At 48.4% G+C, this 23,334-nt stretch carries 11 protein-coding genes; 9 read left to right on the top strand and 2 right to left on the bottom strand.

The genetic code is table 11. The annotated features are described in order from the left end of the window. Positions 1-570 precede the first annotated feature (570 nt). From ACFSUC_RS18420 to ACFSUC_RS18385, 8 genes are all read left to right on the top strand, one after another. The gene (locus ACFSUC_RS18420) at positions 571-6,069 is read left to right on the top strand and encodes a cadherin domain-containing protein (RefSeq protein ID WP_379931112.1); all 5,499 of its coding nucleotides are present in this window, start codon (positions 571-573) and stop codon (positions 6,067-6,069) included. Beyond that, complete coding sequence (locus ACFSUC_RS18415) at positions 6,042-6,560, top strand: GNAT family N-acetyltransferase (RefSeq protein WP_379931111.1); 519 nt, start codon at positions 6,042-6,044, stop codon at positions 6,558-6,560. The genes ACFSUC_RS18420 and ACFSUC_RS18415 overlap by 28 nt, the downstream gene beginning before the upstream one ends. A gap of 4 nt (positions 6,561-6,564) precedes the next feature. Next, positions 6,565-6,867 (top strand): DUF6916 family protein, encoded by a 303-nt coding sequence (locus ACFSUC_RS18410; RefSeq protein ID WP_379931110.1) that lies wholly within the window; start codon positions 6,565-6,567, stop codon positions 6,865-6,867. Between the two features lie 45 nt (positions 6,868-6,912). Continuing rightward, positions 6,913-7,425 (top strand): phage tail protein, encoded by a 513-nt coding sequence (locus tag ACFSUC_RS18405; RefSeq protein WP_379931109.1) that lies wholly within the window; start codon positions 6,913-6,915, stop codon positions 7,423-7,425. A gap of 38 nt (positions 7,426-7,463) precedes the next feature. After that, positions 7,464-7,964, top strand: coding sequence for a phage tail protein (locus tag ACFSUC_RS18400; protein WP_379931108.1), 501 nt, complete (start codon positions 7,464-7,466; stop codon positions 7,962-7,964). 13 nt (positions 7,965-7,977) lie between these two features. Further along, a complete protein-coding gene (locus tag ACFSUC_RS18395) occupies positions 7,978-8,499 on the top strand; it encodes a phage tail protein (RefSeq protein ID WP_379931107.1) in 522 nt (173 codons plus the stop codon). Between the two features lie 519 nt (positions 8,500-9,018). Next, on the top strand, positions 9,019-17,124 hold the full coding sequence (locus tag ACFSUC_RS18390; RefSeq protein ID WP_379931106.1) for an S-layer homology domain-containing protein: 8,106 nt from the start codon (positions 9,019-9,021) through the stop codon (positions 17,122-17,124). Positions 17,125-17,314: 190 nt separating this feature from the next. Further along, on the top strand, positions 17,315-17,803 hold the full coding sequence (locus ACFSUC_RS18385) for a flavodoxin domain-containing protein (protein ID WP_379931105.1): 489 nt from the start codon (positions 17,315-17,317) through the stop codon (positions 17,801-17,803). A 21-nt stretch (positions 17,804-17,824) separates the two neighbouring features. Here ACFSUC_RS18385 and ACFSUC_RS18380 read toward each other — a convergent pair whose 3' ends face one another. After that, positions 17,825-18,913, bottom strand: coding sequence for an AI-2E family transporter (locus tag ACFSUC_RS18380; protein WP_379931104.1), 1,089 nt, complete (start codon positions 18,911-18,913; stop codon positions 17,825-17,827). 154 nt (positions 18,914-19,067) lie between these two features. Continuing rightward, a complete protein-coding gene (locus tag ACFSUC_RS18375) occupies positions 19,068-19,934 on the bottom strand; it encodes a copper amine oxidase N-terminal domain-containing protein (protein ID WP_379931103.1) in 867 nt (288 codons plus the stop codon). Positions 19,935-20,208: 274 nt separating this feature from the next. On the opposite strand from ACFSUC_RS18375, the gene ACFSUC_RS18370 reads away from it, so the two are divergent. Then, on the top strand, positions 20,209-23,319 hold the full coding sequence (locus tag ACFSUC_RS18370; protein WP_379931102.1) for a hybrid sensor histidine kinase/response regulator: 3,111 nt from the start codon (positions 20,209-20,211) through the stop codon (positions 23,317-23,319). Positions 23,320-23,334 lie beyond the last annotated feature (15 nt).

The raw sequence follows: 23,334 nt of genomic DNA, 5'->3' as shown, positions 1-23,334 counted from the left end.
TTTGTATTTCTCTACAGCTTCCATTTTCTTGTCATAACTGATTCGTCTTCTTCCCATAAAAAAGCTCCCCTTTGAGTAGTCCTGAATTTTGTTATTTCAGGTGTCTACTCAAAGGGGAGCATATCACTTGATATACGGCAGGTTTTTTCTTGTGCAAAAATAGAGAAAGCGACAATATGCAGCAAGAGCGTACACCGATCGTCAGACGAATTGGATTTCTTTAAGAAAATTTTATGACTTATGTCCTTAACGCAATGATAAAATAGGTATCATACCACTTCTTTTCAATATATTTGAAGAGAAACAGGGCTGTGTGTCCATATCCATTACATTGTACCCATATGATATAATAGATTTATTGACATATTTTAAGACTTCCTTTGTTAAAGAGAGGAAGTATTTGGCCCGCTTGATAGATTGATATACATAGAAAAGGGAGGCGTTCATGACGGTGTGCCTGTGATTAACCAGCAGTGAGATGACCGAATGTATGCAGCACCCATAGAGCTTTGCAAGATCGTTGTCATTTGACTTAAATGGAATTTAAAATCCAAGGAGGAATAATGAAGTATGTTAATGCGAAGATTCAAGTTATTTTTTTTATCGTTTCTCATCACGGCGATCACCCTGTCGGTTTTTCCAGTCCCTCCATCCTATGCAGCAGATGGTACGGAACTTTTTGAAACTCAACCTGCTGATTTTAGCAGGTTGAGTTTCTCAACAACGATCAGTGGAGCAATATTTGATTTTACAGCAGTGGTAGTGCAAGGAGTAGATGGATTTCAGTATTTCGAAAGTATGGGTGATGGAGACTCAAAGGCTATATTTGTGCAAGGCATTGACTCCGATTATGTAACCATTAAGAGAAGAACGAATGAAGATTTCATGTTTAAAAGTATTTTCTTGCATACGAATGATTCAAACAATGCGGATGATACGTTTGTTAAAGGCTATTTAGATGGTGTGGAGGTAGCCTCTGAAGAAATCGAAAATCCGAATTTTACAATGAGAAGGATTAGCTTTGGCAATCCGAATGGTACATTGGTTGATGAGATTAGAATATTTGCCTTAAATGATAATGTTAATGCACAAAGTTTGTTTTCGGTCATATTCGATACGTTGGTAGTGAATGTTTCAACGAATGCTGCTCCGACGGCTAGCGGTTTTAGTGTTGCGATAGACGAAAACACAGCCAACGGTACCACAGTAGGCACCGTGACGGGAAATGATGCAGACGGGGACTCTCTGTCCTACAGCATCAGCAGCGGGAACACAGGAAGCGCCTTTGCAATCAACAGCAGCACAGGAGTCATTACCGTCAATGACAGTACCCAACTGGATTATGAAACGGGCTCAACGAGCTACACCCTGGATATTGTAGTAAGTGACGGTACCCAATCAACGAATGCGACAGCTAGTATCACGATAAACAATGTCAATGATAATTCTCCAACGGCCACCGGTTTCACAGTGGGGATAGACGAAGACACAGCGAACGGTACCACTGTCGGGACCATAACAGGGAGTGATGGTGATGGGGATGCCTTGACCTATACCATCACCAGCGGAAATACAGGAAGCGCCTTTGCGATTAACAGCAGCACGGGAGTCATAACTGTCAATGACAGTACCCAACTGGATTATGAAACGAGCCCAACAAGCTACACCCTGAATATTGAAGTAAGTGACGGCAGCTTGACTGCGAATGCAGTAGCCACGATTAACGTAAATAATGTGAATGAATCGCCAACGGCCACCGGCTTTACAGTAGGGATTAATGAAAACACAGCGAACGGTACCACTGTCGGGACCATAACAGGGAGTGATGGTGATGGGGATGCCTTGACCTATACCATCACCAGCGGAAATACAGGAAGCGCCTTTGCCATTAATAGCAGCACTGGTGTAATAACCGTTAATGACAGTAGCCAACTGGATTATGAAGCAGGTCCGATGAGCTATACGCTGAATATTGAAGTAAGTGACGGCAGCTTGACTGCGAATGCAGTAGCCACGATTAACGTAAATAATGTGAATGACAATACGCCAACGGCCACCGGTTTCACAGTGGGGATAGACGAAAACACAACAGACGGTACCACTGTGGGGACCGTAACAGGAAATGATGCGGATGGAAATGCCCTTAGCTACAGCATCAGTAGCGGAAATACGGGAAGCGCCTTTGCGATTAACAGCAGTACGGGAGTCATAACCGTGAATGACAGTAGCCAACTGGATTATGAAGCCGGCCCAACAAGCTATACACTAAATGTTGAAGTAAGTGACGGTAGCTTGACTGGGAATGCAGTAGCCACGATCAACGTAAATAATGTCAACGAATCGCCAGAGGCTACTGGTTTCACAGTGGGGGTAGACGAGAACACCGCTGACGGTACCACTGTCGGGACGGTGACAGGAAATGATGTGGAAGGGGACGCTCTGACCTATAGTATCAGCAGCGGGAATACAGGGAACGCATTCACCATCAACAGCACCACGGGTGAAGTAACCGTGAATGACAGTACCCAGCTGGATTATGAAGCCGGCCCAACGAGCTATACCTTAAACATTGAAGTAAGTGACGGCAGCTTGACTGCGAATGCAGTAGCCACGATTAACGTAAATAATGTGAATGAATCGCCAACGGCCACAGGTTTCACTGTAGGGGTCAATGAAAACGCGGCTAACGGGACCACCGTCGGGACCGTAGTAGGGAATGATGCAGAAGGGGACACTCTCACCTACAGTATCAGCAGCGGGAATACAGGAACTGTGTTTGCGATCAACAGCAGTACTGGGGTAATAACCGTGAATGACAGTAGCCAGCTGGATTATGAAGCCGGCCCAACGAGTTACTCCCTGAATATTGAAGTAAGTGACGGAAGCTCGACCGCGAATGCAACTGCTACGATTAACGTGAATAATATCAATGAATCGCCAACCGCCACTGGCTTTACAGTGGGAATTAATGAAAACACGACTAACGGGACCACTGTTGGGACCATAACGGGAAATGATGCGGATGGAGACGCGCTCACTTACAGCATCACCAGCGGAAATACGGGAAGTGCCTTTGCGATCAACAGCAGCACAGGTGAAGTAACCGTGAATGACAGTAGCCAGCTGGATTATGAAGCCGGCCCAACGAGCTACACCCTGAATGTTGAAGTAAGTGACGGAAGCTTGACTGCGAATGCCGTAGCCACAATAAACGTGAACAATGTGAATGACAATACGCCAACCGCTACTGGGTTCACCGTAGGGGTAGATGAAAATACTGCTAACGGGACCACTGTTGGGACCGTAACAGGAAATGATGCGGATGGAGACGCGCTCACTTACAGCATCACCAGCGGAAATACAGGAAATGCCTTTGCGATCAACAGCAGCACGGGTGAAGTAACCGTGAATGACAGTAGCCAGCTGGATTATGAAACCGGCCCAACGAGCTACACCCTGAATGTTGAAGTAAATGACGGCAGCTTGACTGCGAATGCCGTAGCCACAATAACCCTGAACAATGTGAATGACAATACACCAACCGCTACTGGGTTCACAGTAGCAATAGACGAAAACACAACAGACGGGACTAATGTTGGGACCGTAACAGGCAATGATGCGGATGGAGACGCGCTCACTTACAGCATCACCAGCGGAAATACGGGAAGCGCCTTTGCGATCAACAGCAGCACAGGTGAAGTAACCGTGAATGACAGTAGCCAGCTGGATTATGAAGCCGGCCCAACGAGCTACACCCTGAATGTTGAAGTAAGCGACGGCCAAGATATAGCGATGACAGATATTGAGATAACATTAAATAATTTGAACGATACAAGACCCGTAGCTACTCCCAAGAGTATAAACACCTCCATAGAAACCAGCGTGAATGGGATGCTGGAAGCGATGGATCCTGACGGAGACGATGTTACATTTATCGTTCAATCACAGGGGGCAAAAGGAAATTTGACCTTTACTGATGCTTCAACAGGGAGCTTTACTTATGAACCGAGTTTAGACCAATTGGGAACTGATTCAGTGGCCATTCAAGTCAGCGATGGTACTTTTATGTCAGACGTCGTCAATCTTACAATTGAAATTCATCCTTCTGACAACGCAGATTTAGAAACTCTGTCAATCAGTAGCGGTAACTTGTCGCCTTACTTCGATTCTGATGAAACCGAATACGAAGTAACGGTAGAAAACGAGATTTCACAATTCACGCTCACTCCGAGCGTTTCCGAGAGACATGCTTCTGTTCTTATAAATGGTTCATCTGTAGAAAGTGGATCTCCCTACTCACATACGGATTTGCAGGTCGGACAAAATTCATTTTCGATATTGGTCGAAGCTCAAAGCGGTATCACCAAGATATATAACGTCAATGTGAATAGAAAAGCCTCCAATGATGCCAATTTAACGGAACTCCTAATCAGCAAAGGAAGAATAGTTCCTGATTTTGATCCGGATAAATTGAAATATCAGGTAAACCTGTCTTACGGAATTAAGAGTGTCTCTCTCATTCCTACTTCATCGCATGCGAATGCTGTGATTCGAATCAATGGTGAATTGCAGACAAGCGCAACCGAATCATCTGATATAGATCTCGAGGTTGGACCGAACATTGTGGAAATAGAAGTAACGGCTGAAGACGGTATAACGACGAAATTATATGAGTTGAATATCAGACGTCACAAAGAAGTAGTGGAGTCTGTAGGCAATCCTGACGTTCGTACCGTTATTGTTACCGTTGAAGGTGACGATGGATCGCTGACTATGTCTGTTCCAATCAAACGATTGTTGGTGAACGGCGCAGAAAGAGATGAAGTCATTTTTGACAAAGCCAAGGCGAGAGAGATCGTTGAGAAAGCAAGTGAAAGTGCCAAGGATACCGTTCGGATTATCATCGACGACTTGCCGCAGAATCTGGCAGATGAATATTATGTGAAGCTGCCGCTGGATGCCTTAAAGCTTTTGGATGAAAATGAACTGCAACTTCAGGTGGATACTCCAAACGCAAGTATTCGTTTAACGAAGGAAACGGTGGAACGCATATCGGGCAAAGGAAAAGATCTGTACTTCCTTCTCATTCCAATCCGTGATGAGGAAGAATTTCAAGCAGTTTCAGATCGGACTTCCCAGGCCGAGCAGGTTCGTGAGTTTGCCAAAAATAAGGATGTCCAGGTCGTTGGTCAGCCTATGAAAATCGAGACCAATTACGAAGATGCGCAAACGGGCCTTTTCCTTCCATTAACGGAAAGGGATCTGCCAGCAGATCCAGAGCTGTGGGCAGCATATGCGGCAGGACTTGCGGTGTATATTGAGCATAGCGATGGAGAGAAAGTTGTTCAGACAGGAACCGTTCAGTACGATCAAAACGGAAAGCCTGTAGGTATACTCATCATGATTGACAAGTTCAGCACCTTTACGATCATTGCAGCGCCACAACAAGTGGACACGGTCATTTTTGAAAGCTATATTTCCGGTTATCCGAATGGAAGCTTTCAGCCTAACCGGGGACTGACACGAGCAGAACTGGCCGCTGTTCTTGCCCGGAATCTCGATCGCGCATATCCGGATAAGGACCTTTATTTTGAAGATGTTTCAGTGAAGCATTGGGCTTATCAAGCCATTGAGCAAGTGTTTAGCGCGGGACTTATGGTCGGGGATCAAGACGGTGGGTTCAGGCCTGATGAGGTGGTGAAACGTTCTGAACTGGCGGTCATTGCGAAACAGTGGGGTAAACTCTCTCATTTCGATCAAAGCCTCTCCTATTCAGATTTGCTGAAGTCGCATTGGGCATGGTCAGCTATTGCAGCAGTTACAGAGGAAGGTTGGATGAAAGGATATGAGGATAACAGTTTCCGTTCTGATCAAGCAGTAACACGCGCGGAAGCCGTGAAGGTGATCAACCGAATGCTCAATCGCCCTCTAATTTCCAGCAGTGATGTGAAATGGATAGACGTGAGTCAAGGTTACTGGGCCTACATGGACATAATCTCCGCTTCTTCTACGTATGAAATGGAGCAACTGAACGACGGCTCATGGAAGCTGATTCAGATTTTGGATTGAAAGAAACAGGTGAGAGAGTGAATATTCAGCAGATAGAAGCTTGTGATGACGCCTTTTACTATGAGGTTTATGCGAGCACGCGGGCGGAAGAAATCAGTGCATGGGGTTGGCCGGAGTTGCAAAGTCAGCATTTTTTACACATGCAGTTTCAATTTCAGCAACGATCTTATGAAATGCAGTATCCGAACCTTGCTCGATATATCGTGATGGTGGATGAAGAACGTGCAGGCAGATTGTATCTGGCAAGAGAGGAGCAAAGATGGGTCCTGGTCGATCTGTCTTTGCTCCCTGCTTACCGGGGATTGGGTGTTGGAACTCAACTACTGAAAAATATTCAGGATGAAGCTGCCTTGGCAGGAAGAGAAGTTGAACTCCAGGTTAGAAGAGAGAATCCAGCCAGACGCTTGTATGAACGGACAGGCTTCACGTATACGGGGGAGGACGAGCTTTCCTACCGTATGTGCTGGAGATCATCGCTTGAAAGGGGGTGAAAATGTGGCACCATTTTCATTTGAGCAATTTTCCGATCAACTGCATGAGGCATTTATACTGATTGACGGGGATCATCGTGTACAACTGAATCTTGCTGAGGCGACCCAGGGACATTCAAATGAGATGCATGAGCAATTTTCCCTTTTTTTTGAAGCGGATGCTGCCAGGGTTGTTGCGCAAGGGATGTACAAGCTTGAACACCCTGATTTCGATCATTTGGAATTGTTTCTGGTGCCGATTGGAATAAGTGAAGATGGATCGAAGATCAGGTACGAAGCGGTATTCAACCGCTTGAAAGCAAAATGATAGGGTTCGTACTTCATTCTCTGAAACAGAGGAAAGGAGCAATTTATGGATGGATTTTTAGGGGAAATCAGAATATTTGCCGGTAGATATGCACCAGAAGGCTGGGCGATGTGCAATGGTCAATTGCTTGCGATCAGTCAGAATGATGCCTTGTATTCACTGATAGGCACCACTTACGGAGGAGATGGAATAAACAGCTTTGCTTTGCCAGATTTGAGAGGAAGGCTCCCGTTACATCAAGGGGAAAGGCCATCATCGAGCACCCTTTTTCGGATGGGTCAGCGAGGTGGATCAGAGGAAATCACGCTCCTTTCGTCTCAAATGCCTTCGCATACCCATTCCGTATCAAGTTCAAAGGTTGGTTCGACCGACAATCCGACGAACGCCTTTTGGGGTACTGGCCCCTCGCCACTTTACTCCGACAATTCCCCAAGCAGTATGATGAGTTCACAAGCTATCTCGAAAAGTGGGGGCAATCTGGCACATGAAAACATGATGCCGTTTTTGGCTCTTACCTATATTATTGCTCTGGTTGGTACGTTTCCGACTCGCTCTTAATTAACTGGTCATTCACTATACATAAGGAGGAGAACACTTTGGCAGATCCGTTTATTGGTGAAATTCGCGCATTTAGTTTCGATTTTGCTCCAAAAGACTGGGCTTTCTGTAATGGTACCCTGTTGCCTGTTAATCAGAATCAAGCTCTATTTTCAATCCTGGGCACGGTCTATGGTGGTGATGGTATTCATACTTTTGCTTTGCCAGACTTAAGAGGGCGAGTGCCTGTACATCCTGGCAACGGTGTTTCTCAGGGTGAGCGTTACGGTGAGGAAACGCATACGTTAACGATCACTGAAATGCCAGCCCATACCCATATGGCCAACGCCAATAATGTACCTGGTACTGAGCAATCAGCTTCAGGGAATATATGGGCAGGAACGAATGGAAGATACTTTTACAATGAGCACGCAGACAGTCAGATGAATCTCAACGCTTTGTCTTCAACTGGAGGCGGACAGGCCCATTCGAACATGCAGCCCTACAGTGTGATTAACTATTGCATTGCGCTGGTAGGTATTTATCCATCAAGAAGTTAAAGGAGGATTAACTGTGGATCCATATACTGGTGAGATTCGTATTTTTGCCGGAAGTTTTGCGCCTAGAAGCTGGGCACTTTGCGATGGACAGCTTCTGCCGATTTCAAACAATACTGCACTTTTCTCGTTATTAGGTACTACGTATGGTGGAAATGGGACTAGTACGTTTGCATTGCCCGATCTGAGGGGGCGAGCTCCGATGCATCATGGTGCCGGACCGGGTTTATCTCCAAGGGTAGTGGGGGAGATAGGTGGCTCCAGTACCGTTACGCTCATTGAAGCGGAAATGCCTGAGCATACGCATACTCCTCATGGTCAGGGAACGGCGAATCAACAGAGCCCGATTAATCACATTTGGGGGACGCCGTCTGGCGGATTTACTCCTCCCAAATATTATGCGCCATCGCCGAATACAAGCATGCATCCATTGGCTATTGGGCCGACAGGGGGCAGTCAGCCTCATAATAACTGCCAGCCATACCTGGGCATTAACTTTATTATTTGTTTATATGGTATTTACCCGCCGAGAAGCTAGTTAACCGGACGATTAATATATTGATCTAACTGAACTCCTCCCGTGCAAATCAGTCAAATGCTGAACGGTTTTGCATGGGGGGAGTTTTTTGTCATGGGCTGTGGTTCATACCTATCATGAGGGATAACGAGCGGATCTGATATCAATTGGATATACAGGAGACTTATTTCCGAATGGATGGATGACCAATATCTTCAATCCATCCAACTCTTTTAATAGACTTATATTGATATTATAACTAAATAAAACCTCCTCTCTTTCTCTTTTTCGTCAAAAAACACCCAAAACTGCCGAAAAATCAAATAAAATATAATGTAAAACCCATAATCAGTTCAATTGGAATACTTTTCTTATAACGATATCAGGATAAATAATATTATCAATTTTAATAACAATTGATTCGTCGAAGAGGGATGCTGTACGACATGCCTTTTTTTAGTATTTTTTCAGTATTTGTTCAGTGCGTTGTGATTAAATGATAGATAGATATACCTAGGAAAGGAGAACTGATGAGTAAAAATGTGGAATAAAAAGCTGTCTATCCTGTTAATCATGGTCATGCTCACACAACTACTGTCAGGTGTAGGTCAAAGTATGGTACATGCCCATTCATTTACAGGAGGACTATCCCTGCAATTGCAACACAGCTCTCAAAAGGTCGTACTGGGGAAGTCTACAACCGTTACGGCAAATGTGATCAATTTGCAACCTGCCAACGGAGATTGGGCCTATAACCTGAGCTATGAGCTCCTGATCCCCGATGGCCTTGAATTCGTAGAGAATGTCCACTTTCCTGCTTCTTCCGTTGAATCCATAGCAGGCGGAATGCAGAAAGTAGTGTGGAGAGACATCAAGGATCTGGCTCCACAAGAAAACTATGCGTTTACCGTGGATCTGGCATCCACACTGACATACCGAACGGGTGGCGCGAATGTTGATTTTGGAGACGATCTAAATGTGACCATGAAGGTGATTGCCAGTGATGATGCTCGTCAGCTGCCGCCAGCAGGTGGTGAAGAGGTTGACAGCATTTCAGTAGAGGTTACACCGTTTGAAATCAAAGTCAACGACATGGGCAAAGCAGTAAAGGGTGCGGGACCAGACGACAATCCGCCAGCCAGTGGAGAAGAATGGGGCGCGAAAACCCATACGATCCAAATGATCAACAATGAGCGAAGTATAACCCACCTTTCGCAGCTTCTTACTCAAGTGGACGCTTCGATTGAAGTGTATGATTTTTCTGTGCCCTATTCCAGTATGAGCTTAACCGGGGGAATCAGGGAAGTCAGGTGGGACAGTATGCCACCGCTTGCAGCAGGCGAAACTCGAAGTATGACCTTCGATGCTGCTTTTCTGGAGCATGATGAGAATGGCATCGCCATTCAGGATGGGACCATTGTCTCCCATACGCTGAGCTATGATGCCATGGCAGAGGGACAGCCCTATTCCGGACTGATCCACTATACAGGCCATGCCAAAGACATCATCATCAGCAAATCAGTGAGTCAAAACAAAGTCGCTTACGGCGATGTTGTGACCTACACGCTCAGCATCAAGACGAATGAATATATACCGGTAGACCAGGTCGTGGTCACCGATATCCTTGGTGACGGACATGATTTTGTCCAGTATGTGAGTGGTCCGCAAGGTACGCCAATAAATCCGGTTCATCAACCGGATGGTACGACCGTGATGTCATGGAATCTGGGAACGTTGCAACCTGAGACCCTTACAACCCTCTCCTATGAAGCTGAGATTCGCAGTGATTGGGTCACCCAATATGGTCAAGGGCCTATTTATGCAGCTGACCAATTGAACAACCAGGCACAAGTGACCGGTGAAACGACCGTATCCGGTACAGTAAGTGACAGTGCATCGACTTCGATTCATGTCAATGAACCGGAAATTAGCGAGGAAATCGCCTTTGTCAACAGTCAAGCGATCGGAGCCGATTCCGTATCCGTTACAGTAGGCGATGTCATCGACATTGAATTGACCTATGATGCGAGTACGATCGGGGCCAAACAGCATGAGGTGACACTCTATAATTTCTTGCCGCTTGGCACAGAACTCGTCAGCGGGAACCTGGCCGATTATGCGATGAATGGCGTAACTCCAACATATGAAGCAGCCGATCACCTTCTGATCTGGGAGCTTGGTGATTTAAGTGAAGCGACGGGAATTCTGACCACGATGCTGTCCATGCAGGTACAGAACAGTCAGAAATTTGATGATGCCGATAAAGGTTCAGAGAACCTGTATGTCATGTCATTTGCCAATTCCCCTGAGCGCATTGAAAGTCGGCGCGCCAGTGTGGAACTTGGTTATGTAGAGCCTGTGATTTCCATTGACCGAAAAGTGAAGGCTGTGACGGTCAATCCAGGAGACAGCCCGGTACAGGTCATCGGTGGAGAGACCGTGCTTGTTTCACTGACTTTGACAAATACAGGTGCGACGACCGCCTATGATGTCGATTATGCTGAAGTGCTGCCGCCGGAAGTCATCCATCCGGTTCATGTAGGTGGCAACACCTATACACAGGCAGGAAATCAACTGAATTTCGACCGGTTTGCTTCTATTGCACCGGGAGCTTCGGTAAACGTCCAGTATCAGGTAGATGTAGTGAATCCGATTGGTGCAGGCTATGAGATTGACGGGGAATCCAGTGCAAACTACACGGGTCTTCCTCAGTCAGAGCCGATATACCGCAGCTACGTTGTCACAGAGAATCAGCATGTGGTGATGAAAGTTCAGAATCCCACGATAACAAAGACAGTGGCAGATACAACGACAGGGAATACCGATGATCTGCGCATCGGAGATTGGGTCGTCTATCAGATTCAGGTGACACTGCCGACGAATGTGGAAGCCTACAACCCGTCGATTACCGATACGATTCCGAATCGGCAATCTTACATGGAAGCTTATACCTCTTATAGTCCCGCAACCGATTCAGGCGTCTCACTTCCAGGCGGTCAGCAGAGTCTGAGCGGCAATCAGCTCGAGATAACGGGACTTGTCACCAGTCCGGGAGCTGTCTATACGTATTTCGTTAAAAATTCAATTGATGACATTAACGGCACACAGCTTCAGGAAACGCAGCGATCTAGAGCGGAGTTTGACTGGCAAGATGCAGCCTCTTCGGGAACGGCTCGCAGTGTTCAGTCCGCCAACGCTGAAGTAACTGTACTTCGTCCTAATTTAACCGTTTCTCTTACGCCAGCTTCCGTACAAATGGGGCAGGGAGATGAGACGACGTATACGTTCCAAATTAATAATGTGGGCAGAAATACAGCTTACGAATTTACGCCGTATGTCACCATTCCCGCAGGGTTTGAATTCGTTGCGCCAGCTGCAACCTTATCAGGTGATTTGGCGAATGGATACACAATGACGTACCCGAGAACAAATCTGAGTCATCAAAACGGCAGTAACCAGATTACAGAAACGTTCACGGTTCGCCTGGTTGAGCTCAAGTCAGCAGGCTCTACGTTTGCGGTTCGTGGCTATACCGGAGATTATTATGCTACCCCACAAGCCTATGCGAATGACACAGATGGGAATGGCACCAACGATCCCGTAATAGGCGATGAGAAATACAACAAAACGAGTGCCACAGCCAATATAACGGCGCCAAATGTGACCATTCAAAATGAGATCATCGGAACGAGCAACGGAAGCAGTCTGACAGAGATCCGACCAGGAGATACGGTCGATTATCGTTTGACCGTCACCGTGCCACAAGGGACAAAGGCCTATGATTTGACGATTGAAGACACCTTTGCGACATTGGGGCAATTCGAGGTGGTATCTACACCAGCCGATGGTACCTGGGCGGGACAGAAGCTCACAGTCGATCTGGGTGATGCGGCAAGTGGAGAAACTGACACAGGGCCGTATGTGTTGACGAGAACGGTGCAGTTGCGGGCATTGGCCGATGGCAGCAGTCCAATCAGCGGTTCCTTCCAGCAGAATCGGCAAACCCATGGAACCAGTGCGGTGATCCAATGGGCGGTGACGGATGGAGGAGGCAAGACATCCAGTCCTGCCGATACCACCTCCGTGGATGTGATCCAGCCTTCATTAAGTATTCAGACGATTCCGCTGACGAACGATGCATTTTCAAGTACCGTCACGGAGATCGAGGTGGGGTACACCGTTCGGAATGCAGGAGCAAGTACCGCGCATGAAACGATGATTGAAGTTCCAATTCCAGACGGCGTGCAGGTGGTAGCCGGTTCGATATCCAGTGATGGAGGCGTGTCAGGCAACAAAGTGATCTGGACAGGACTAACCATCCCGGGACAGAACGGCAGTTTGCCACTTACATTCCGCCTGGAGGCGCTGCCGGAACTAGGGGCCGGAGCCGGGCCAATTCCAGTGATTGCGGAGCTGGTCTCCTACACGTCCAAACCGACTGCGGTGAAGAAGACCTATGTATCTGGAGCTACGGCACAGCATGCACTTTACACGGTTCAGCCAACGATGACCGCTACCATTCAGAGTCATACGAACAGCCCGGCAAGCCAGGTGCGTCCGGGAGATGAGATCACGTATCAGGTGACCCTGGACGTACCCGATGGTCTCACTGTCTACCATCCAACCTTGCAGACCCATTCCCTGACCCATCAGGATGTGCTGGAAGTGAGACTGGCAGATGGCACGATGATATATGAAGATCCGGTAGCGGGAGGCTATGATCTTCCGACAGCGTCCGTCGATCAGGTCGTCTTCGTTAAAACCCGGATGCAAACGACCACTTCTATGGCGATTAACCCGTATATCGCAGTATATGAACCGCGCATAGATTATCAAACCGCACTGGTATCGGGCAGCCAGCTGCAAATTGCGGCTGCAGCTGTGCAAAGTCAAGTGGCGGAACCGGATTTGGCCGTCTCCCTTTCTGCGGATGGGACCGTATTTACAGCAGTTGGAGATACCATCACCTATACAGTGACGGTGGACAACCACCAAGGAGTGAGTACCGCCTATGCACCAGGGATGACGATCAGTGTCACCGATGCGGTTTATGTGACGCAGGTTCAAGCCACTGATCCACTGGATACGGCTACTCATAGTGGCTCTCTGATTCACTGGTCGTTCCAGGAGTTGGCTCCGAATGAGCAGAAACAAATGACCTTTACCGTGACAGCGAAGACCGAAACAGCGGTAGGGACAGGCGTCGATTTCCAGGCCACCCTGGAAGAATATTTCTCAAGACCTGTTGCAGAGCGGAAGACATATGGCCCGCTGGTGACCAACCAGGTGAACAGTACCGTTCGGGGCAATCACGTGCTTGACGGCACTGACCATATCTTCCTCACGGCTGGCAACAGCGCCTCATTTGACCATCTGCTTACGAATACAGGGGCCGGACGAGATACCTTTATACTGGATATGGATGCTCCGTATCCAACGGATGTATACATCAATGGACAGCGTGTGGCATCCGGGCACAAGACAGGTGGTCTCTGGTCCTGGACCATGCTGGCTCCTGCGTATGATCAGGCAGGGGCGTTCGCCCTGTCTCTGGACGGAGGCGAGCAACAGGCGTTTAGACTGGTTGTGCAAGTTCCGGAACAGACCCCATTCGATCTGATTCCCAAAGTGATGACAGTGGGAGCAGCGGGGCAATTAAGTACGGTGAACAGTCAAACGCAGGATCGAATGACCGTAATCGGACCTGTACTGGACGGATGGACCGGTTCCACAACGAAAGCGGGCTGGAGTCTGCCAAACTATGGAACGGGTGATATCGCAACTTATCAAGCCGTCAGTGCCGTTCATATTCAACAGATGCAGGTTAAGGTTGGAGCGGGAACAGATGCATTCACCCTTCCGCTCATGCTGCTCAATCCGAATTCATACATTCAGGACGGGGAGAAGAGATGGCTGCAATCTGAGCCATTGCCACAGCAGATGGCAGCAGCTACGTATGACACCACCTTTATCGGTCTGGATCAAGTCGGAACTGAATGGGAGAGAGATGAGCCTGCTGGAGCCCATGGCGCAAATAATCCGCTTCAGGTCTATCGGCAGATTGATCTGGAAGGTCATATTACCCATTCGGCCGATGGAAATCCGATTGAACAGGCTGTCATTGAACTTCGGGATCGCTATACCGGACAGGTAGCGGGTACGACCACGAGCGACATGACAGGGTACTATACATTTGTAAATATATCCGTAGGGGAGTATGTCCTTCATGTAGAAAAGGATGGCTATTCGGAAGCCAATGTTGAATTTTATGCGCTTCCGGCAAATGGGACATCCAACAAGTTGGTCGTGAATGCGCAGCTGTCCCCGTATCAGATTACACTGACCGCTAATCCGGAAACCCTGCTCGGAGACGGCATTTCGGAGACGATTTTGACGGCCACCATCTCGGACCTGAATGGACAACCCTTGCAAGGTGTGGAAGTTGAATTCTCATCGCCAACAGGCCGGGGAACTTTCCCTTCTGGGGTTACCGCCGTGACCGATGCCAACGGACAGGCGAGCGTCCCTTATCGGTCAGAAGCGATTACGGGCTCTTCTTCCATCCGCTTTCCGGTAGCTGTTGAGGTGGATGATCCGGTTAGACAGCTCCATGCCAAGGATGAGATTTACATCGTATTTGAACCGGGTGCCATTACCGGACTGGTGACCGAAGTCACAGCAGATGGTCGATCTGTACCAGTCGCAGGCGCGAACATCTTGATTACGAAAGATTTCGATGGAGACGGCACGATTGATTTTACTGCCAGAGCCATCACCAAGGCAGATGGGACCTACTTTGTTGCCGTGCCGCAGGGCAATACAGAATATGATGTACAGGTGACGAAGACGGTACGGATCGGCAATGAAGACAGGCAGATCACCTTCCCACAGAAAGCTCAGGTTGGCGTCATCAGTGTAGCTGGCTTTGAAGTCTATCCTTCTGTCAAGACCGGCGCAGGTGTCGTCTTCTCAACAGATCCGAACGGAGCGAGTACCCAGTATCCGGCCGCACTGTACCAGCGTATGACCGGATACCTGCTTGATCAAAACGGCCAACCGGTGACCAATCTGGATGGCTCCCGCAAGGAGTTCCCGATTGAGGATAACGGAAGCTTCCATGTGGAAGGAATCGAAGCCGGAAACTATCAGCTTGTCGTCTTGATGCAGGTAGATAACGGGGAACAGATTATCATCAATGAGGATCGGCAAGGGCAATACACCCCGATGATCATTCAGCAAAACGGGGAGATCAACATTACCGAGGAGCTGATTGATCCGTACGGTACGATCACCGATTTCTATACGGGTGACGTCATCGAACAGGCACATGTGGAGCTGTATTATGCAGACACCGCCCGCAACATAACCAATGGACGGGTACCGGGTACCATGGTGATCTTGCCGGAACTGCTCGGATTTGATCCAAATGATAATCACAACCCGCAGGATTCGGACGTAAACGGATTCTATGCGTACATGGTTTATGGCTTCACGGACTATTATCTCGTGGTCACCAAGCCAGGCTACTATACGTATACCAGTCCGACCATCTCCGTGGAGGAAGCGATTGTCAGACATGACTTGAAGATGAAACCAATCCGCAATGTCGTACTGCCTGAAGCTGATCTTCCTGCTGATCTTGCAGTGGAAATCTTCTCCGATCGCGCCGTTTATGCAGAAGGGGATGAGCTGACTTTTACGATCAAGTATCGCAATCGAAGTGCTCATCCAGTCAGAGATGTACACGTTCAGGCCCAGATACCGGCCTATACGGTCGTGAAGGATGCGGCAGGAGGCATTGTAAATGGCCAGCAGATCCGATGGGAACTGGGGGATCTGGATGGAAATGAAACAGGTGAGTTGATCTATAAGGTGCAGGCAATCCCAGATGGATTGCCGTCCTCTGAAGTTCAGGTGAAGAACGAAGCATTGATTCAAACCGATACAACAGAGGTCATCAATCCGGAAGATGATCGTTCATCGATTCAAGTGATGGTCTTCTCTAGTCGTTACGGTGCCCAGACGCATACGCGCTACATCGTCGGTTATCCGGATGGAGAATTTAAGCTAGTGCGCAACATTACGCGCGCCGAGATTGCCGCGATCTTCGCCCGTATCATGGCATTGCGAGATACGGTGACGGGCGATATTCCTTATTCGGACGTCAGCCCGGAATTTTGGGCCGCGGAATATATCGAGGCGGTAAGCAAGGCAGGATTGTTTACGGGCTATCAGGACGGAACCTTCCAGCCGAACAAAGCCATCACCCGCGCAGAACTCAGTGTTGTGATCTCCAAGTACCTCGAGTTGGCGAACAGCGATGCGCTCCATGATCCTTTCACGGATACAGATGGACATTGGGCGGAAAATTATATTGCCCACATGGTGCGTCACCATATCATCGTCGGTTATCCAGATGGTACCTTCAAGCCAAATGCTTCCATGGTTCGTGTGGAAGCGGTCACGATGATCAATCGTCTGCTGAATCGAGGTCCGTTAAACGGGGCAGAAGCCTCCTTCCCGGATGTGTCCACAACGCACTGGGGATTTGGAGAAGTCGAGGAAAGCACGCGAACGCATCAATATGAGCGCCACGAAGACGGTAGCGAGCATATGACCGAGTTCATACCCGAGCCGCTCTGGTAGGGAAGTTATCGAAGGAAAATCATCGAATCAAATGAGAAATCAATCCGCATTCGGGTCTGCTGAGCATATTGCTTGGCAGGCCCTCTTCTTTTCCACAAAATCGTCAAATGTGCATGATTTCACAGTTCGCGAACGGGGGATGAGGTATGCTGATCATTAGAAGGAAGTCTGGAAAGGAAGGTGACAACAGATGCGTACCCTGATTGCATATACCACCAGGTATGGCACTGCGGAACAGGCGGCTCACAGACTGAAAGCCGAATTGCAGGGGGAAGTGGATGTCATCAATCTGAATCAGGAACAGCCCGGTAGTCTGGCCTCCTACGATCAAGTTATTTTGGGAGGTTCAATCTACTTCGGGCGTATACAGAAGGAGCTGATGACGTATGCGTCCACGCATACAGAGGCGCTTCTGAACAAGCGACTGGGGTTGTTCATTTGTGCAGGGGAGACGGACCCGGTAAATCGGGAGAAGGAACTGAGGGAGGCATTTCCCCGTGCGCTTTATGATCATGCGAGATGCAAGTCCATTCTGGGCTATCAGTTTCAGATGGATAAGCTGAAATGGTTCGAACGATGGATGGTACGAATGGTGAAGGGGATACGGGAAAGTTGCAGTAAGATCAGCGAGAATGATGTCAAAGATCTCGCTGGTCATATGCGTGACACCTGGTACTGAAACAGATATAGCCGCACCCGCTTACTCCTGCGCTTTAATCCGGTATATGCGAAGGCTGTGCTGCACAATGACTTTCACCAGTGCATAGGCAGGGACAGCGAAGAGAATTCCCCACAGTCCTGCGACGCTGCTGGCTGCCAACAGGAGGGTAAGAATCGTAAGCGGATGAATATCCAGCGTTCGACCCATCACCTGCGGAGAAATGAGATTGCCTTCAATTTGCTGGGCGATCACCATAATGATAATGACGTACAGGGCGAGCATGGGACTCTGGAAGAAAGCGACGATGACAGCGGGGATCGCCGCGAGAATGGGTCCGAGAAATGGAACCACATTCAGCAGAAGCCCTATCAGCGCCAGTACCACGGCATAATCCAGGCCAATGAGCCAGTAGCCGATAAACAGCATCGTACCCACACAGAGACTGACTAGCGCTTGGCCCAAAATATAGGACGCGATCGTCGAATCCAGATCATCTAGCAGCTTTGGAGCTTGTCCCCGCAAGGAACGAGGGAACAGCTTGATCAGCTTAGGCTGGAGGCGATGACCATCCTTCAGCACATAATATAGTGTAAACGGAACGATACCAAGCATGAAAATGAGATTGCCCAGCCAATTGAATATCCCGATCATCTGATCTGTAATGTGCCCGGCGTGTTGCTCCAGACCAGACTGTAATTTCGCCATCCAGTCCGGCAGACGTTCCTGCACAAACTGGGGAAGGAGTGCTTGTTGCTTCTCAAGGGACTGAAATTGATCCTTCATATCAGAGGCCATTTCCGGTATGCCATCGATGAGATTGACGACCTGTCTGTTCAATGTAGGCCCTGCAAAATAGATCAGAACAGACAGCAAGCTGCCCAGAATGAGATAGATGATGAGAACAGCTACTCCGCTTGGAATCTTCCATTTCCTCAGTCGTCTCATCAGAGGGCGGAGCAGATAGTAGAGAACCCCGGTCAAGACAAAGGGAATAAAAATGGCAGACAGAAATTGAATCAACGGAATGAAAACAAAGGCAACCTGACGCAGCAAATAGATCGCAAGCAGCACCAAAATCGCCAAAACCAGTTTTTTTGCCCATGTCTTTTCTCGTTTCGATATGTACATCGTCTCTCGTTCCTCTCCTCATCATCTTCAGCGCGGAAGGCCCATACAGGGAAACCGATTCGGTTCATATAGGCGTCTCCCTGTTAGGGTTCCATGGCCTTTCGTCCATCCGAACAGCTCGAATGGCAGAGCCGTATATCCTGTTCTTCATCCGCTATTCATTTAGCCGAACCTTGCGCACGGACCCTTCCTGTGAATCAAATGTAATATATAAATCATAGTCACCTAGTTCATAGAACTGGCTCCAGCCCTTGCTGAGTTCACTGTATCCTTCGGACACGGGCTGACCCAAATACTGCTTAACGGTGTCTGGGTCTGCCAGAATGCCGGTAGATTGATGGTCAATGCCGATCAATGGAGCCTGCATCCCGGTCTCTCCTTGCACTTTTGCCACACTGAACAAATACATGCATGCTTCATACTGCAAATAGTAGGAGCCGCCAAAGGTACCTTCCGAGGTCGGTTCTCCTAGCTCCTCTCTCACCTCTTCAGCAGTTATCTTGTCTGTTAATGAAAAAGAGCAGTTTTTCAGTTGGCCTTCTCTGGCCATGGACAGGAAGGGATCTTCAAAATAGGTTTCGTTTTGATGGGGAAAGGTGACGATGGCGCACCGAAGCTCACTGAACCATTCCACGCGCGCACCGAGTGTTTCGGAGATAAATCGCACCGGCACATAGGTCCGGTCATCCATAATTTGCGGCGCAATCGAGATCGATTGTTCTCTGCCATTGACGATGACAGAAGAAGAACCGATTTGAGCCGATATTTGAATCGTCTGATGATCGATATAAATGTGTTTTTTCTCCGGTTCCCAGCGAATACTGGCTCCTGCTTCCTCAGCCAGCCCTCTCAAAGGGAACAGCATGCGGGCTTCCTCTATGACAGGCTGATGCTGTTCGCTGATGTCATTTCCGTTCACATACAGCTCCAACGATTTTTCGGCTGCCGCTCCCGTCATGGCTGTAGCGGTCGCCCATAATAAAATGATGATTGCGGGAATAAAGCGTTGCCACCGATTCATCAAGAGACCTCCTCCATTTTTTTAATTCAAGCTCGTGTTCCGAAAGTTGGCTGTATCGCGTTTTAGAACATTTAACTTGTATGTACCCTATTGGCTATCCATATAATCACCACTCCTCATCACCCGTTCTTTTTCTCGTGATTTCCTTTCTAGTATTTCCCTTCATGTGATCCTTTCTGCCGCACGACTATGGTATGATAGGAAAAGATGGATACACCGGAAGGCAGACGATGTAAGGGATTCTGATCAAGCAACAAGGGAGACGGATCGGATTGTGAAAAAGAAATGGCTTGCACTTGGCATATGCCTCGGAACCTTGGGCTTGGTTTATATGATGGTGACCCAGCTCTTAACAATCAACTATCACACCCCGGAAGCCAAACAAGGGAAACTGGACCTGTCCACAGTTGAATGGGAACGGGACGAACCGCTGCCTCTATACGGGGAGTGGGAAATGTACCCGGATCAGATCATGGAGCCTGCTGATTTTGCGGGAAGGTCAAGCGATCCGTTGATCGTACAGGTACCACATTCCTGGTCGCTCGATGAGCAGCTGCCCTCCTCGGGAAAGGCAACGTATCGCTTGCGATTTGCACTCGACAGCCCCGAGGGTGTCTATGGTCTGAAAACTACCTCTATCCAGATGTCCAATCGCATTTATCTGAATGGTGAGCTCATCGGTCACAGCGGTGAGCCTGACGATGAAGCGAACTACATACCGGAAAACACTTCGTATGTTTCTTATTTTCCACTACAGCCTGGAGAGAATGAACTGGTTGTACAGACGGCCAACTATGATTATCCGAGTGGAGGGGGCATCAATCTCCCGATCTATATCGGTACAGCAGAGGCGATTTCCGGTCTTCGGGACCAGTTACTCATGAAAGACGGAATTCTGATCGTTTCATTCTTTATGATCGGATTCTATTTTATCGGCCTGTATACGCAGCGCAGAACCGATTACTTCCTGCTGATGTTTGGCATCTATGGCATCATGGCCGGGATATACTGTGCCTCTCACGGGGAGAAAGTGCTGTATATGCTAATGCCGGACATTCCTTATGCCTGGTTTCAGAAGATTCAGCTGCTCTGTCCAGCGGTGGGCAATATCATGCTGTTTCTGTTTTTCTATCAGCTGTTTGCCGATTTGTTTTCCAAGCGCCTGATGCAGATCAGTGTCGCAGTGGGGACGGTTATTGTCGGCATCGTCCTGTTTTTCACCCCATACTTGACGCTGCCACTTGTGTTGCCACACCTTGGATTCGGCATGTACACGCTGATATTTTCGACCTATATTTTGTGGCTGGCGGTACTGCATCGCAAGGAAGGCAGCATTTACCTTATGTTCGCCGCCATCTCGATGTCGTTCTACTCCCTGACAGAGACGTTGACCGTGATGGGCTTCGCCTTTATCCAATTTTCGATCTTTTCTGTCTTTTCCATTGTGACCTTGCTGATGTTCTCCCTGTTTATGTCGGTCCGTTTTTCCAATGCGTTTCGGAAGATTGAGAGCCTGACTGACGAATTGATCAAGGTGGATCGGTTGAAGGATGAATTTATCGTGAAAACGTCACATGAATTTAAAACACCGCTGCATGGCATTATGAATATCTCTGATTCCCTGCTTCATCAGAAGCCTGACAATGGCAGTGAGAATCGTGAAAATATTGCGTTGATAGGACAGATTGCACGCAGGCTGAATCAACTCGTCTATGACATTCTGGATTTTACCAAACTCAAAGAAGGTCAATTGGCCATCGAACCGAAGGCTATCGATGTACGTTCCCATGCAAAAGCAATGCTGAAGGTGTTTTCTTTTCTAACAGACGGGAAACCGATTATGCTCCAGCACCAATTTCCTGATCAACTGCCACTCATCTATGCCGATGAGATGCGCCTTCGCCAGATTCTAACGAATTTGCTGGAAAATGCGATCAAGCACACGGAACAGGGGAGCATTACCATTTCCGCAGAAGAGCGTGAAACCTGTGTAGCGATTTCGGTGGCGGACACGGGAAAGGGAGTGGAACCAGACAGGCTGTCCGCTTTATTCGAACCGTTTACCTCCTCGGGGGAGCCGTCGCTGCATCATGCACCCAGCCTGGGTCTCGGGCTCAGTATTGTCAAACAGCTTGTGGAACTGCAGAAGGGACACATTACGGTGTTCTCGGAGGCAGGCTCCGGTACAACGTTTACGTTTACCCTTCCCAAGGCAAAACGAGGGGAAGCGGAGAGGATAGGGAAAGGAACGGCGGATTTCAGGGAGATGGGATCATTTGAACCGTTCAGACTGGAGACTCCCTACTATTCCAAATTCGATGCTCCGTATACCGTCTTTATCGTGGATGATCATGACGCCAACCTGAAGATTCTGATCGATATGCTGGAAAGCAAGCCATACCGGGTCATCGCGGCCAAAAGTGGTCCTGAGGCGCTCGACCTGCTGGAAAAAGAATCGGGCATTGATCTGGCGATTCTGGATCTGATGATGCCTAACATGTCCGGCTTCGAAGTCTGTCAGGAGATTCGCAGGCGATACAGTCTTTCCGAGCTGCCTGTTCTCATGATGACCGCTTCCATACAGCCCATGGACAAAATCGCGGCCTTTGCAGCCGGTGCCAATGATTATGTCATGAAGCCGTACGATGCGGCTGAATTCGAAGCCCGTCTGGATACGTTGATGATGATGAAGCAATCAGTCGGGAAAGCCATCGATATGGAGATTGCTTTTCTTCAGTCTCAGATTAAACCGCATTTTATTTATAATGTGCTCAACACGCTCATGTCACTGAGCTATACCGATACCGAACAGGCAAGGGTGCTGACGACACACTTGGCCACCTATTTACGAGGAAGCTTCGATTTCAGCAACATTCAGCAGCTGATCCCGTTCAGGCAAGAGATGATGCTGATTCAGACGTATTTGGAAATTGAGCGTATTCGCTTTCCTGATCGAATTGCGCTGGAAGTCGATATCCCGGAAGCGCTCATGCACAGTTTGTGGTTGCCGCCTCTGATGCTGCAGCCGCTCGTTGAAAATGCGGTTCAGCACGGCTTTACCTCGGATATCGAACAGCTACAAGTGACTATTCGCGCCACGCTGGTGGAGGGGGTCGAATCGTCCAGCTATGCGAGCTTCCAGGAGGACTGGGTGATCTTGACTGTAGAAGACAATGGCATTGGCATGTCTGCCGATCAGCTCGGCTCGTTCTGGAATTCGGCAGAAGGGAGTGGACAAGGCGTAGCACTTCGCAATATCCGGCAGCGTCTGTTCACGATGTATGGGCAAACCCTTCAGATTGAGAGTCATCCTGGAAGGGGAACTCGTATCCAACTTCGCATTCGCATGAAAGCCAAGGCCACGCAGCACAAGGAGATCAGTTAGTAAACGATGGAGGAG

Origin of the sequence: Marinicrinis sediminis, from assembly GCF_042685085.1 — a bacterium.
Classification (GTDB): Bacteria; Bacillota; Bacilli; order Paenibacillales; family KCTC-33676; genus Marinicrinis; species Marinicrinis sediminis.
This window is presented reverse-complemented; position numbering and strand designations above follow the sequence as displayed.

What these genes read in the sequence shown, in the direction of transcription:
- ACFSUC_RS18390 (WP_379931106.1), top strand. Translation starts at nt 9,019, where the DNA reads ATGTGGAATAAAAAGCTGTCTATCCTGTTAATCATGGTCATGCTCACA.
- ACFSUC_RS18405 (WP_379931109.1), top strand. Translation starts at nt 6,913, where the DNA reads ATGGATGGATTTTTAGGGGAAATCAGAATATTTGCCGGTAGATATGCA.
- ACFSUC_RS18420 (WP_379931112.1), top strand. Translation starts at nt 571, where the DNA reads ATGTTAATGCGAAGATTCAAGTTATTTTTTTTATCGTTTCTCATCACG.
- ACFSUC_RS18415 (WP_379931111.1), top strand. Translation starts at nt 6,042, where the DNA reads ATGGAAGCTGATTCAGATTTTGGATTGAAAGAAACAGGTGAGAGAGTG.
- ACFSUC_RS18380 (WP_379931104.1), bottom strand. Translation starts at nt 18,913, where the DNA reads ATGTACATATCGAAACGAGAAAAGACATGGGCAAAAAAACTGGTTTTG.
- ACFSUC_RS18385 (WP_379931105.1), top strand. Translation starts at nt 17,315, where the DNA reads ATGCGTACCCTGATTGCATATACCACCAGGTATGGCACTGCGGAACAG.
- ACFSUC_RS18375 (WP_379931103.1), bottom strand. Translation starts at nt 19,934, where the DNA reads ATGAATCGGTGGCAACGCTTTATTCCCGCAATCATCATTTTATTATGG.